Raw genomic sequence first — 14824 nt, forward strand, 5'->3', positions numbered from 1 at the left:
TCTACAGTGTTCAATTACGGACACCCCATTTCTGAATGAAAAATTCTTCCTATTTTTAATTAAAATATGAAATCAAATAACATAAAGTGAATAAGTACGAAAGATTGAAGAGTGATTTGGAAACCCACGGAACCGGAAAAATGAAAGCCTTTGGCACCTCAATGTTACCCATTCTGAAAAGCGGAACCCTCCTCACATTTGTAAAAGCAACTGATTATGCCATCGGCGATATTGTATTCTGTAAAGTAAAAGGCCGTTATATCGATGCGCATAAGATCATTAAGAAAGTAGAGAACAAAGGATGTTTAATCGCCAACAACCATGGATTCGAAAATGGCTGGACTAAAGTGATCTATGGAAAAGTAATTGTGGGAGAGTATGAGAATAAGATAATTTATAAGAAAGATTAAATTAGCAGATGCCTTGCTGCCCCACAGGCAAATAAACAGTTGATCCCACTTAAATGAAGTTAATAATAACAATAGTCGTTTGATATCCTTCCTTAAAATTTAATGGTTAAATTAGCTGTATGAAAGGTTTTTGGAGTTATTTCTGGATCATTTATATGCTTTTCTTCGCCATTCCTTTTCCCATGTTGCTATATTATAACACGGGATACGAAGAAAATGAACCCAGCCAGCCCTGGATGGCATTAGGTTTACTGGCGTTGGCGATTATATTGTGGACGATATTGCTGACAGGCTGGTTCAAAAAATGGGTATTGATGATCTTCCTGATGCGCCGAAATATTTTTCGGCTCCTGGAAGAAGGAACGCCGAAAGATGCCCGTGTGCTGTCGATGAAAGCATTGAGCACTGCGCCGAATGGCAGCGTGGCTACAGAAATAAGTTGCTCATTAAAAAACTTTGCAGGCGCCGATATTACCGAACAGCTATCTGTCAAGGATACCAAGCCGGAACTAAGACGATACGATATCGGGAAAACGGTTCGGTTAAAGATCGATGAAAAACTCAAAGCAATCCCTTATCTCACCATCGATGGAGTACAGGTGACTATCAAGCCGTTTCGGCTGATCATGATTTGTGTACTCTGGCTCCTGGTAGCAGCTGCTGTAGTATACTACGGTATATTTTCGTATACATTGGAAAATAATGGAACCGGCTGGCGTTTCCTCAAATTTTATCATCCGCTGGTATTATGTCCGCTGATCTTAATCGGTTCCCGTATAGGACTGGGATGGTTGCTGGGGCTTTTTACAGGCGGCTCTCCGGAAACCAACCTGCACTTTAAATATTACGGACTGCGTACAGATGCAAAGGTTTTGTCGGCCGAACAAACCGGTACCTATATCAACGAACAGCCGCAGGTACGGTTTGAATTACAATACCAGGATGACCTTGGAAAAACCCACGTGGTGTCATTAAAGAAGATAGTATCACTGATGGATCTGGGAACAGTAAAGCAGGCGCCTATGCCCGTTTTCTATTTAAAAGACAAGCCGGAGCAGGTGGCGTTTGCCAGTGATGTGGAAGCATAAAAACAATAGGATGAAACAACAGATACAGAAGATACTAGGCATGATACTGATCGTTGGATGTGCCTCCTGTAGCCAGTTCCGGGATTCCATACACGATACGCTGTATGGCACTCAAAGAACAACACCGGTCAACAGCAGCAGTAGCAGCACCGCAGGACGGATCATGGAATCCGGCAGCGACACGGTGAGGATTGAGTTCAGTACCAGCAGCAGTTCCACTACCGTCACCCATTCCATCACATCTTCCTCCGGGATAGCAAGCCCCGGTTTTCTAGGTAACAGCTCCCGGCTTAAAGCGGCGGAACTGTCGCTGCGTAAACTGCCGGCCTTCTCCCGAAAACAGATCTACCTGTATCGGTTTATTCACTTCTATGATGACGGAAGAATTAATGTACAGCTGCAAAATCCCGAAAACCCGGAATACGTGGATGAGTATAGCTATCGCAAGGGTTCCTGGGAAACGCCCAAACCGGTACAACTGTCTGTGCACGACAATATAAAGAAATCGCTGGTGAAACTGGATGATGTTGATTTTGAAAATGCAGGCAAAATATACCGGCACTACAGTGCCAAAGCAAACGGCGTAACAGGCGCCCCGCCGCTTACGCATGTATACGCCGTATTTGATAACAATACGATCAGCTGGTATCCCCAATCCATTAGTGGCAGCAGGGAACGGTATTTTATCAGTTTTGAACCCAATGGCGACCTGAAAAGCTTTTACCGGCAGTAGGCAAACCGTTTTTTTTCTTGTATGTTAATGATGTTAGGAAAGCTAATAATAATTTTTTATTTCTAAACATTCTCCTTATTTTCATGCTCGTATTATAGACCTTGAAGTAAAAATAACCATAGCATGAAATCCGGAAGGCCCTGATTGATCATCTCTCTGTTTCTTTGTTGTCATTATTGTGGATCGTGAAGCATACCCGCTTAGCGATGAGATGGATTGTTTTCCTTTGTTAATCATGAAAGATTGCCGGTGCATCGTTGCCGGTTGTAAAACTTATATCCTGCAGGATTGTCTGTTAATTATATTTAATCACCCCTCAAAATGTAATCTATTATGGGTATTATCGTTTTTTATGAAGGCAACAATGGTTCGCAGAACATTGTACAGACCGTGGAAGATGTACCAGGACAAAACTTCCGCCCGGTAAAGAATGACGAAATCAGATCCTGTAAATTGTATGGCGTAAGACCAGGTTGCGAGATCACGGTGTATGACTCCCCGGATGGTTCTATGTCCGACGACTTCAGCATCATTAATGTAAAAAGGGTTTCCCCTGAGTATACTGTGGATACCTTCGAAAGGAGCTATGAAGATGATTATGTGGTAGTTTCCTTTATACGGAATAACGGCCTTGATGGCAAAGTATCCCGTATTAAAATCAACTAATCGTATAGACGGCTAAAATTTCACACCTGGTTAGGAGAACAGCCAGCTCTCGGAGCTGGCTGTTTTAAACAGTGTGCGGTGTTTATGCATCCGGCTTTTTATTCACCTGGTCCCTGAAGGCTTTCGGAGTTTGCTGCGTTCTGGCCTTAAATACCGTAGAAAAATAAGCGGGAGATGAAAACCCGCATGCATAGGCTATTTCTGATACCGAAAATTTGGAATTCATCAACAGGTAACGTCCTTTCCTGATGCGCGCATCAAGGATATAGTCGTTAACGTTACAATTCAGCAACTGTTTTATTTTACGGTATAACTGCATTTTGGAAATAGATAATTGCTGGCAGATATCTTCCACACTAAACTGATCATTGCCCAGGTTTTCTTCAACGATAGCGTTGAAATCATTGACAAACTTACGGTCCGTCTTATTGGACTGCGTGGTGTGTACACGGGTTTCCGGTTCCGCAATATAGTGATCCTTCAGCAAGGCGCGGTTGTTCAGCATGCTGCTGATACTTTCCGACAGGTACTTCAGGTTAAAGGGTTTGCTGATATAGGCGTCAGCGTTATGCTGCATCCCTTTGATCCTTTGTTCTTCGCTGCTGTTGGCACTTAGCAGGATTACCGGTATATGCGAAGTACGGATATCTTTTTTTAATGTTTGTAATACCTGTATGCCGTCCATGCCCGGCATCATAATATCACAGAGTATCAGGTCGGGAACGTGCTGGAAGGCCATTCTCAGTCCATCTTCCCCACTGCCGGCATGAAACACTTCGTATTGTTCACGCAGGAAATCTACCAGGAAATGGTTCAGCTCAGGATGATCTTCGATGATCAGCAGGGAAAGCGTATGCGTGGTGCCAGTGGTGGGAACGGCAGGCGCCGGAATACTATCTTCCGCATCGGCTATATAACTATGCAGCGAATGATTAATAACATTCATGCTTTCGTCTTCCTGTTGTATTTCTTCCGGCGCAAAAGGAGTGGAGTTGCCGGGAAGACTTATACTGAAAGTAGTGCCTGCGCCTTTACTGCTCTTTACCCGGATACTGCCGTGATGCAATGAAATGATTTCTCGCGTGAGCGCCAGTCCTATGCCCGTGCCCTTATGTTCATTGTTCCTGCTCTGGTAGAATAGTTCGAATGCATGTGCCAGGGTGTTTTCGTCCATACCTGCGCCATCGTCTTGTATATGAATAACCGCTTCCTGGCTATGCGCCGGCCTTTCGAGGTAAATGTGCACCTTGCCATAATCAGCCGTAAACTTGAAAGCGTTGGAAAGCAGGTTGTATAACACGCGATCAAACAGGTGCTGATCAAACCAGGCTTTGATACCGGGTTGCCGGCTTACCAGCCGGAAGTCGATATTTTTTTTGGCGGCTACACCTTTATAAGCCTCCATGATATCGATCATAAACGATTGCAGATCGTTTTCCGCTACCTTCAGTTGCAGCTTGCCGCTTTCTATGCGGCGGAACTCCAGTAACTGGTTAACCAGCCGCATGAGGTGGATCACATTTCTGCGCATCAGCTCCAGCTGCTGCTTTTGCGGGGCCGATAGCTGCCGGCTGCCCATCAGGTTTTCCAGCGGCGCCTGTATCAGGGTGAGCGGGGTGCGGAATTCGTGCGACAGGTTCGTGAAAAAAGTAAACTTGGCTTCGGTGGCTTCTTGTGCTTTGGCGGTCATTTCCACCAGCTGATCACGCTGCAGCAGTATTTCATCCCGTTGTTGCTTTAACTGGTGATTGATGCGCCGGTTGGTACGCAATATAAAGAACAGCACAATTCCCAGCAGGAAAGCAATACACAGGGTAGTAACTACAATCCGCAACAGGTGCTGCTGATCCTGGTAAAGGGAACGCTGCTCCTGCAGCAACGATTGCTGTTGCTCTATTTCCTGGTGCTGGTCCTGTATTTTATCGATCTGCAGCCGCATCAGTTTTACATTGCTGCTGTCTATCAGTACGGTTTGCAATAAGGTATTGCGGGGTACCTTTTTCCCGGCCAGTATGTCGGCCGCCATGCTGATGGCTTCTTTTCCGCCGCTGGGATACAATAGCGAAGCGCTCAGTATGCCCCGCGATACCAGGTCAATACCCGCATCGGGATAAGGCGAGGCATCCACGCCAATAAACCGTTTAGGCGCCATGCCTTTGTCGCGGCAATAACGGTACATGCTATACGCCATCACATCATTCTGGGCGAAGATGACGTCTGCCTGTCGCAGGGCAGAATCATTTTTTGCGGCGGCAGCCTGGGTTTTATCGGCCACCCAGCTACCTTCCAGTGTGGCAATCAGGCGCAGCCCGGGAAAGCGCTCCAGCGCATCGTGGAAACCCTGGTGCCTTTCTACGGTTGGGGACGATCCTCTTAGGCCGGTTACTTCTATGATACGCCCTTTACCACCCAGCTGGGCGGCAATGTAGTCGGCCGCCAGTTTACCAATATTATAGTTATCCCCGCCAATGTAAGCGGTGAAGGAATCGGTGGCTGCCTTGCGGTCCAGGATAATCACCGGTATGCCTTTACCATATGCGGTGGCTATCACCGGCGCCAGCGGTGCTGCTTCATTGGGCGATACTACCAGTATATCTATCTGCTTGGCCAATAATTCGGTGATCTGCGCTGCCTGTCGCTTGCTGTCGCTTTCCGCATCCTTATATAATAACTGCATCTCCGGATGATAGAAAAGCTCCCGCTTCATTTCCGTGAGCATGTTCCGGCGCCAGTCGTCGTTACCGGTACACTGGGAAAAACCAATGCGGTATTTCGGCGCCGTTTCCTGCCGGCATGCTGTTACATATAACAACAATGGCAAGCAAAATAAACAGAGATATCTTTTCAATTGTGCTGGCAACGTGGTAGCAATTTTGGTCGCGTGGTAATGTTCCTATTTCTAAAAACAATGATACAAAATTGAAAATGATATCCGGAGAATATATCTATACTAATGTGTAAATTATTGACTAATAAATATTTAATAGATTTTCGAAAGAAGTTGCCATTTTGAAAGAAACGGGTGCTATACAGTAACAGCAGCCCTCCCGAAAGCACTAGGTTTGAAGCGCAATCACAGTCATCACGTTATGAAACCTTACAGGTGCATTGTCTTTTCCACAGATAAAATGTCCTGCGGGGTTCCATCCTACTAAAAAAAATATGCGCAACAACATTGTTTTCTTCTGGGCTTTTGTAGTAGCACTTGGCGGTTTTCTTTTCGGTTTTGATACAGCCGTGATTTCCGGGGCAGAGCAACACATTCAGCAATATTGGCAGCTAACGGCCATGCAACATGGATTTACGGTATCCATTGCTTTAATAGGAACCGTTTTTGGCGCCCTCGGCGGCAGCCTGCCATCCGATAAACTGGGTCGCAGGGCTACGTTGTTATTGGTAGCCCTGGTATATCTCGTGTCGGCTGCCGGTACGGCCATGGCTACCAACTGGTACTTTTTCCTCCTTTGCCGCTTCATCGGCGGACTAGGGGTGGGAGCATCTTCTGTTACGGCGCCGGTCTATATCTCCGAAGTATCGCCTGCCGCTTACCGGGGAAGAATGGTGGCGCTGTTCCAGTTCAATGTGGTATTCGGCATTCTCATCTCTTATTTATCCAACTACTTTATTGGCGGCTATGGCGGAGAAAATTCCTGGAGGCTCATGTTGGGTATACAGGTGTTGCCTGCGGGGTTGTTCCTCCTGTTATTACGCTGGGTACCGGAAAGTCCGCGCTGGTTATTATTACATCAGAAAAAGGAAACGGCTGCTATTGATACATTGAAAATCATTAACCCCGACGGCTACGAGGAAGATATTAATACCATCCGCCAATCCCGGCAACAGGCCGCAGGGGCGCCAAAAGAGCGCCTTTTTTCCAAAAAATACCGGATTCCGGTGATGCTGGCGGTATTGTTTGCTGTCTTCAACCAGGTATCAGGCATCAATGCCATTATTTATTATGCCCCCCGCATTTTTGAAATGTCAGGTATGGGAGCGGGTTCTTCTTTGCTGTCGACCGTAGGCCTCGGCATTGTGAACTTCATATTCACGTTAACGGCTATGCGGTTTATAGACCGGATAGGCCGGCGTCAGCTGATGCTGATCGGTACGGTGGGTCTTATTGCCACCCTGGGACTCGTGGCTGTTTCTTTTTATATGCATACCGGCGGCATCGCCGTGATCTCCTACCTGCTGGTATACATTGCTTTTTTTGCTTTTTCACAGGGGGCGGTGATATGGGTATTTATTGCAGAAATTTTCCCTAACCAGGTACGCGCCAAAGGACAAACGCTGGGAAGCTTCACTCATTGGATCATGGCGGCCATTATCGCTTTTACATTTCCTTATCTCGCCAGCCACATCGGCGGTGGTCATATCTTCCTTTTCTTCTGTGTGATGATGGTGTTGCAGCTGCTTTTCGTGTGGCGCTGGATGCCTGAAACAAAGGGACAAACACTGGAAGAAATAGAAATGACAATGGTTGTACACTAAAAAAAATGAGGATGACTAAATATAACATCGCCTGTTTGGGTGAAATATTATGGGATCTGTTACCCGGCAAAGAACTGCCCGGTGGCGCACCAATGAATGTAGCCTATCACCTGCAAAAGCTGTCGCAACAAGTGGCTATGGTATCCCGTACGGGTACCGACGATTATGGTGGCCGCCTGTTGCAGCTCATGGAAAAAATGAATCTCGATACCGGTTATGTGCAGGCAGACGATACCTATGCTACCGGAAAAGTAAATGCCTGGATGGATGAGCATAACGATATGCAGTACGATATCCTGTTCCCGGTAGCCTGGGATCATATCAGTTGGAACCCGGCACTCGAAGTTTTACTAAAGGGAGATGAACTACAATATATCGTATTCGGCAGCCTGATGGCAAGGCACGAAGCCTCCAGAGAAACGCTCCGCAGGGCATTGCAATCGCCCGCACAAAAGGTGCTCGATATAAACCTGCGCGCCCCCTGGTACTCACGCGATACCCTTGAATGGCTGATGAGCAACTGCCAGGTGCTAAAACTGAATGTGGCCGAGCTGGAGCTGATCAGCGCCTGGTATGGCTTGTATGCCAATCAGGAAGAACGTATCCTGGCGCTGGTAAACCGTTTTCATATCACCACGGTGGTCGTAACGCTTGGCAGCAAAGGCTGCATGGGATACATCACGGGGGCATTCCACTACCAGGAAGGGCAGCCGGTAACCGTAGCAGACACCATTGGCAGCGGCGATGCGTTCCTGGCAGGTTTCCTGGTATGCCAGCTCCAGCAACGTTCGCCGGCTTATAGTCTTGCGTTTGCCAACGCGCTCGGTGCTCTCGTGGCTTCCCGCTCCGGTGGCTGCCCGCAATACGATACCACGGAAATATACACGTTGATGAAAATACCACAGATCGGTTAGTCGTCTTACAATATCCACACCACCCATTTCACAAATTCCATTATGAAAAAATTGTTTTACTTATTACCAATGCTGCTATTTGGCCTGTATGCCATAGCACAACAACGGACCATTACCGGTACCGTTACCAGCAAACAAAGCGGTACACCGCTGCCCGGCGTTACAGTGCAGGCCGGCAACAGGAATACCATTACCAATGCCGGCGGGCAATTCACCCTGCAGGCCTCCCCGGGGGAAGTGCTTAATTTTTCCTACATCGGTATGAAGCCCCTGTCGCAAAAGGTGGCAGAAGGAAAAATGGCTGTTACCATGGAAGAAAATGCCACAGACCTGAATCAGATCATTGTTACCGGCTATCAGACCCAAAAAAAAGCAGATCTTACCGGCGCAGTATCCGTGGTAAATGTCAGTGAAATAAAAGACATCCCACTCGGCAATCCTGTAAAAGCATTGCAGGGCCGCGTACCTGGCGTGTTTATTACTACCAACGGCGATCCCAACAGCAGCGCTACGGTAAGGATACGTGGGGTAGGCACCCTGGGTAACAACGATCCGCTTTATGTGGTAGATGGTATTCCTACTAAAAGAGGATTACAGGAGCTGAACCAGCATGATATTGAATCCATCCAGGTGTTGAAAGATGCCTCCGCAGCTACCATCTATGGCTCCCGCGCGGCAAATGGCGTAATCATTGTCACCACAAAAAGAGCAAAGAAAGGATACAGCCGCATCACCGCCGACATCTCCGCCTCTTTACAAAATTACAGTACCAAACTAAAAACACTGAATACGGAAGGCCGCGGCCGCGCTTACTGGCGGGCCGCCGTAAACGATCATACCGACCCGAACAACAACCAGATCTATCAATACGACTGGAACGGCGACTATAACAATCCTGTACTTAACAAAATAAAATTGCCGGAATTTATCGATGCCGCTAAAACAATGAAACCGGCAGATACTTACTGGTACGATGAAATTGCACAAACGTCGCTGTTACAAACCTATAATGTATCTATTGCCAATGGCAGCGAAAGAGGCAACTCCTATTTTTCTGTTGGCATGTATAATAATAAAGGCATCGTAAAAGCAACCAACCAACGGAAAATAACCGCCCGTTTTAATACCGATTACTCTTTCTTCAAAGGACGTTTGAAAATCGGTGAAAACCTTTCTGCTACCTATACAAAAGACGCGCTGGTACCCGCTACAGACATTCTTTTTGCGGCGCTGGTGCAACAACCCGTAGTACCTGTACACACCGTAGGCGGCGGCTGGGGCGGCCCTGCACCCGGTATGACCGACCGCCAGAATCCTGTACGCCTCATTGAAGACAACCGGCAAAATAAAAGCAACTTTGTACGCCTGTTTGGTAATGCCTGGGCCGACCTGGAAATTATTCCCAACCTGCATTTTAAAAGCAGTTACGGTATCGATTATAATGGCACCTATCAGCGTACCCTGCGTAAATCTTATACTTCCGGGTTCCTGTCAGATAATTCCAATTTCTCCCAAACATCACAGGACTACAACGGCAACTGGGTGTGGCAAAATACCCTTACCTACAACCTGTCCCTGCAAAAACACCGGTTCGATTTCCTGCTGGGCGCAGAACAGATCAAATACATGGCGCAGAATTTCTATGCCAGCAGACAGGGATATGCACTGGAAAATATCGACTACGCCTACCTGAATGCAGGATCCTCCAATAAGGATAACGGGGGTACCGGTAGCGGCTATACGTTGTTATCCTATTTTGGAAAAGTCAACTATTCCTACGACAACAAATACCTGGCTTCTGTAACCCTGCGCCGCGACGGGTCTTCCCGTTTTGGTAAAGAGAACCGTTTTGGGATGTTCCCCGCAGTATCATTGGGATGGCGGGTAAGCGAGGAAAAATTCCTGAAAGAAAACCTGCCTTTCCTGTCTGATCTGAAACTGCGCTACGGTTGGGGAAAAACAGGAAACCAGGAAATTGCTAACAACGCTACATATACGCTGTACTCTGCTATTTATGGTATTGATCCTACCTGGGATTTTGATAATGGAAGCGCCTATGATCTCGGCGGCGCAGGCTCAGGGCAGCTGGCATCCGGCTACACGCTGATACAACAAGGTAATTCAGCGCTCAAATGGGAGAGCACACAGGAATCCAATGCAGGTATTGATTTCGGGTTATTCAACAATCACCTTACCGGTTCAGTGGATTACTTTGTAAAGAAAACTTCCGACATCCTCATTAGTCCCGCTTACCTGGCGGTGATAGGAGAAGGCGGTACCAAATTCGTAAACGGCGCCTCCATGCAAAACAAAGGACTGGAAGTATTGCTGTCGTACAACGGTAATATTGCGCCCGGATTGTCGCTCACCGTTACCGGAAACGTAGCTACCTACCGCAATAAAATTACGCAGCTGCCCGCAGAAGTGCTTACTTCCTATCCCGGCAACGGACAGGATAAAACAATCCTGGGCCGCTCTGTTAATTCCACTTTTGGTTATGTGGCAGATGGATTGTTCCGCTCCCAGAAGGAAGTAGACGACTATGCCAACCAGATCGGTAAAGGCATTGGGCGTATCCGGTATAAAGACCTGAATGGTGATAAAGTGATTGATGATAAAGACCGCGACTACATCGGCAAGGGAGATCCGGATTTTACATACGGACTGAACGTATCGCTGGAGTATAAACACTTCGACCTCACCTTCTTCCTGCAGGGAATACAGGGTATACAGGTATACAACACCTACAAAACATATACGGACTTTTCTTCCATCTGGCCGGGTACTAACTGGGGCGCACGTACGCTCGATGCGTGGACGCCGCAGCATCCGGATGCCACCGTACCTGCCTTAACACTGGTAGACCGCAATAACGAAAACAGAACATCCACTTATTTCCTGGAATCAGGTTCCTATCTGAAACTGAGGAACCTGCAGCTGGGCTATAGTTTCCAGCACTTGTTCAGCAAGCGTTTGCAAACAGCAAGGGTGTATGTACAGGGCAGTAATCTGCTGACATTAAAAAGCAAAAGCTTTACTGCCACAGATCCCGAAAATCCCAACAACGCTTACCCTATCCCGGTGATTGGTACCATTGGATTAAACCTGTCTTTTTAAAACAGCAAACATCATGAAACACAAGAAATATATATTTTTATTAGGCTGCCTGTTGCTGGGTGCATGCAGCAAATTCCTGGATCAAACGCCACAAGGTGTTATTGCCGGCGATGATCTTAACTCGCCGCAGAATTTGGAGAAAATGGTGGTAGCCGCTTATTCATCACTCGGCAATGATCATTATACCGCTCCCTATTCCAGTATGTGGCCATATGGCAATATCCGCAGCGGGGATGCCTATAAAGGTGGCGACGGCGCCGGTGATATCAGCGACTATCATTTTTACGAAACGTTTTCACTGAACCGTGTGGATAACGGCTCCTCCGATTTGTTGTGGTTTCGGTTGTACGTGTGTATTGGCCGGGTGAACGACGCGCTGGGCCGTTTGAATAAAGTGCCCGATAATACTTTTTCACAGAAGCAGACCAGGCAGGCGGAGATGAGGTTTTTAAGAGGGCACTATTATTTCCTTTTGAAAGAGCTGTTTAAATACGTGCCATATATCGATGAAAATGCGCCAAAGGAAAGCTATGATACTATTTCCAACAGGACATACAGTAATCAGCAGCTATGGACAAAGATCGCAGAGGATTTTACTTTTGCCGCTGCGCATCTCCCCGATATACAACCCGAAGCCGGAAGGGCCAATAAATTTGCAGCAAAGGCTTACCTGGCCAAAACATTGTTATATGAAGCCTATAAACAGGATGAAAATAACCAGGTAACCGGTATAGATGCCACATTGCTGCAGCAGGTAAACAGTTTGTGTGATGAAGTGATCAACGCCGGCAAATACCATCTGGCTGCCGATTTCGCCAACAATTTTTTATCGAAAAACGAGAATGGCCCGGAGTCCGTTTTTGCCATCCAGTATTCGAAAGATGATGGTACGCCCAAGGGCCGACTCGACTACGGTCATGCACTCGATTATCCCATGAACCAGGAATATGGCTGCTGTGGCTTTCATTCGCCCAGCTATAACCTGGTGAACGCATTTAAAACGGATATCAACGGCTTACCGATGTTTGAAACTTTTAACAATGTCAACATCAGTAAGGAAAGTGATTTCCTGGCCAATACTTTTGATCCGCGTTTAGATCATACTGTAGCCATACCGGGGCATCCCTATAAATATAATCCTGCATTCCTGTTTCAGCGCTCCTGGACCCGCGCACCGGAAGTATATGGCAGTTATATGAGTTTGAAAGAAGTGGTATTACCTACAGATCCGCTCTTCCAGAAAGTACCGCCTTTTATGTCGAGTTCCAAAAACTGGGAAATTATACGCTTTGCTGATGTGTTGTTGTTCAAGGCAGAAGCGCTCATAGAACTGGGCCGGCAAAGCGAAGCGCTGCCGCTGATCAACCGGGTAAGGGAAAGAGCCGCTGCCAGCACCACCCTCTTAAAACAGGCAAATGGTAATTTTACATCCAGCTATAAAATGGGTACTTATCAACCCGGCATAAACTGTACCTGGACGCCGGATTTTGCCCGGAAGGCGCTGCGCTGGGAGCGCCGTCTCGAATTTGCTATGGAAGGCAGCCGCTTCTTCGACCTGGTTCGCTGGGGTGTTGCAGCGCAATACCTCAATGCGTATTTTGCAGTAGAGAAAACACGCAGTGCGCATTTAAACGATGCCTCGTTTAAAAAGGGAAGGGATGAATACCTGCCCGTACCACTTAACCAGATCAACTACAGCAAAGGATTATACAAACAAAATACCGGCTGGTAAACTATAAACATTATCTTTTTATGATGAAGCAGAAACTCTTTTCCATACTGGCAGCAGGTATATTGCCATTCATGCTGCAGGCGCAGGATAAACCAGTGCCTACGCCGCAATGGCGGCCGGTGTATCATTTTACCGCGCCCCAAAACTGGCTGAACGATCCTAACGGGCTGATCTGGATAAACGGCGTGTATCACCTGTATTATCAACACAATCCATTCGAAAATAAATGGGGACATATGAGCTGGGGACATGCTACCAGCAAAGACCTGCTACATTGGCAACATTTGCCGGTGGCCATCCCCGAAATAGAAAGCAAAGACACCACCACCTGGATCTTCTCCGGTTCTGCAGTATGGGATAAACACAACAGCAGCGGCTTTGGGAAAAATGGCAAAGGACCTGTAGTGGCCATCTATACCGCCGATCAGCCTAAACAACAGAAGGAATCACAGTTCATCGCGTACAGCAATGACGGTGGTCTTACTTACACTAACTACGCCGCTAACCCCGTAGTGGATATCCATAAAAAAGATTTCCGCGATCCCAGCGTGATCTGGCTCGAAGATCAGCAGAAATGGCTGATGACAGTAGCGGTGCCGGCAGAACATAAAGTACAGTTTTACAGCTCCGTAAACCTGAAAGACTGGAAGTTGCTCAGCGAATTTGGTAACCAGGGTGATACCCGGAAAATATGGGAATGCCCTTCGCTCACGCCTTTATTGGTGGATGGTAATCCGGCAAAAAAGAAATGGTTACTGATGGTTTCTTCAGGAAACCGCGCCGCTGCTACCGGTATGCAATATTTTACCGGCGATTTCGACGGTACCACCTTTACCAACGACAACCCGGCGTCTGCACAGTTATTTGTGGATGAAGGCAAAACATTCTATGCCGCTATTCCCTATAACCACCTGCCGGATAACCGGCATACGATGATAGGCTGGCTGATGCCGTTTGAAACCGCTACCCATCCATGGCGTGGACAAATGTCTATTCCCCGCGACCTGGCGTTGAAAACAACGGAAACGGGTATACGTTTATTCCAGCAGCCGGCAGCGATATTAAATGCTTACCTGGATAAACTTCCCGCAACAAAAAAATGGCAGCAGCAAAACATATCGTTGGAGGGCAAAGAACTGCCGTTGAACAACCGGCAGCGTTTTAATACCAACACCAACTGGATTGATGCCACTTTCACATTGGGTACTGCTACAGATCTTGGGTTGAAAGTAGCACAACATAATGATGGCAGCAGCGTGGTAATAGGATATAGCAATACCCGTCATCAGCTTTATATTACTGCAGGAAAAGAGGTGCAGCAACTGGACGTGATGCCGGTAAACAACCGTATCCGTTTGCAGGTATTGTTTGATAAATCTTCGCTGGAGGTTTTTGTAAACGACGGGGAAAAGGTGCTGACTACATTGGTATTCCCGGATAAAGCGGCCACCGGTTTTTCTGCTTTTGCTGAAAATGGAAGCGCACAGTTGAATAGTGTTAAAGTATGGAATCTTGATAAGTAAGCATTAAATATAAAAGAGGTCGTTTTCAAATGAATTGCCCCAAAAAGTGTTTGGCTTTTTGGGGCAATTCATTTGAAACGGCCTTTGATACCTGTTTTATTATACTGTGTCCGCATAGTAGTGTCCGGCCAGCAGAGTAGTTAATTTTAT

General features: G+C 47.0%; 10 protein-coding genes. 9 read left to right on the forward strand and 1 reads right to left on the reverse strand.

What is annotated here, in order from left to right:
• Positions 1 to 86 precede the first annotated feature (86 nt).
• The 4 genes from KE626_RS10710 to KE626_RS10725 all read left to right on the forward strand — a co-directional run bounded on the left by KE626_RS10710 (position 87) and on the right by KE626_RS10725 (position 2897).
• A complete protein-coding gene (locus KE626_RS10710) occupies positions 87 to 410 on the forward strand; it encodes a S24 family peptidase (protein ID WP_211972893.1) in 324 nt (107 codons plus the stop codon).
• 119 nt (positions 411 to 529) lie between these two features.
• Positions 530 to 1498, forward strand: coding sequence for a hypothetical protein (locus KE626_RS10715; protein ID WP_211972894.1), 969 nt, complete (start codon positions 530 to 532; stop codon positions 1496 to 1498).
• Positions 1499 to 1508: 10 nt separating this feature from the next.
• Complete coding sequence (locus tag KE626_RS10720) at positions 1509 to 2231, forward strand: hypothetical protein (RefSeq protein WP_211972895.1); 723 nt, start codon at positions 1509 to 1511, stop codon at positions 2229 to 2231.
• Positions 2232 to 2564: 333 nt separating this feature from the next.
• Positions 2565 to 2897, forward strand: coding sequence for a hypothetical protein (locus KE626_RS10725; protein ID WP_211972896.1), 333 nt, complete (start codon positions 2565 to 2567; stop codon positions 2895 to 2897).
• An 82-nt stretch (positions 2898 to 2979) separates the two neighbouring features.
• Here KE626_RS10725 and KE626_RS10730 read toward each other — a convergent pair whose 3' ends face one another.
• Complete coding sequence (locus tag KE626_RS10730) at positions 2980 to 5712, reverse strand: hybrid sensor histidine kinase/response regulator transcription factor (protein ID WP_211972897.1); 2733 nt, start codon at positions 5710 to 5712, stop codon at positions 2980 to 2982.
• A gap of 293 nt (positions 5713 to 6005) precedes the next feature.
• Here KE626_RS10730 and KE626_RS10735 point away from each other — a divergent pair, with 293 nt between their 5' ends.
• The 5 genes from KE626_RS10735 to KE626_RS10755 are packed head-to-tail and all read left to right on the forward strand — an operon-like array spanning position 6006 to position 14674.
• Positions 6006 to 7388, forward strand: a complete 1383-nt coding sequence (locus tag KE626_RS10735) for a sugar porter family MFS transporter (protein ID WP_283093144.1) — start codon at positions 6006 to 6008, stop codon at positions 7386 to 7388.
• Positions 7389 to 7399: 11 nt separating this feature from the next.
• Complete coding sequence (locus KE626_RS10740; protein WP_211972899.1) at positions 7400 to 8302, forward strand: carbohydrate kinase family protein; 903 nt, start codon at positions 7400 to 7402, stop codon at positions 8300 to 8302.
• Between the two features lie 42 nt (positions 8303 to 8344).
• The gene (locus KE626_RS10745; protein ID WP_211972900.1) at positions 8345 to 11419 is read left to right on the forward strand and encodes a SusC/RagA family TonB-linked outer membrane protein; all 3075 of its coding nucleotides are present in this window, start codon (positions 8345 to 8347) and stop codon (positions 11417 to 11419) included.
• Between the two features lie 13 nt (positions 11420 to 11432).
• On the forward strand, positions 11433 to 13151 hold the full coding sequence (locus KE626_RS10750) for a RagB/SusD family nutrient uptake outer membrane protein (protein ID WP_211972901.1): 1719 nt from the start codon (positions 11433 to 11435) through the stop codon (positions 13149 to 13151).
• A 20-nt stretch (positions 13152 to 13171) separates the two neighbouring features.
• A complete protein-coding gene (locus tag KE626_RS10755) occupies positions 13172 to 14674 on the forward strand; it encodes a glycoside hydrolase family 32 protein (protein ID WP_249207401.1) in 1503 nt (500 codons plus the stop codon).
• Positions 14675 to 14824 lie beyond the last annotated feature (150 nt).

It is taken from the genome of Chitinophaga hostae (assembly GCF_018224885.1).
Taxonomy (GTDB): Bacteria; Bacteroidota; Bacteroidia; order Chitinophagales; family Chitinophagaceae; genus Chitinophaga; species Chitinophaga hostae.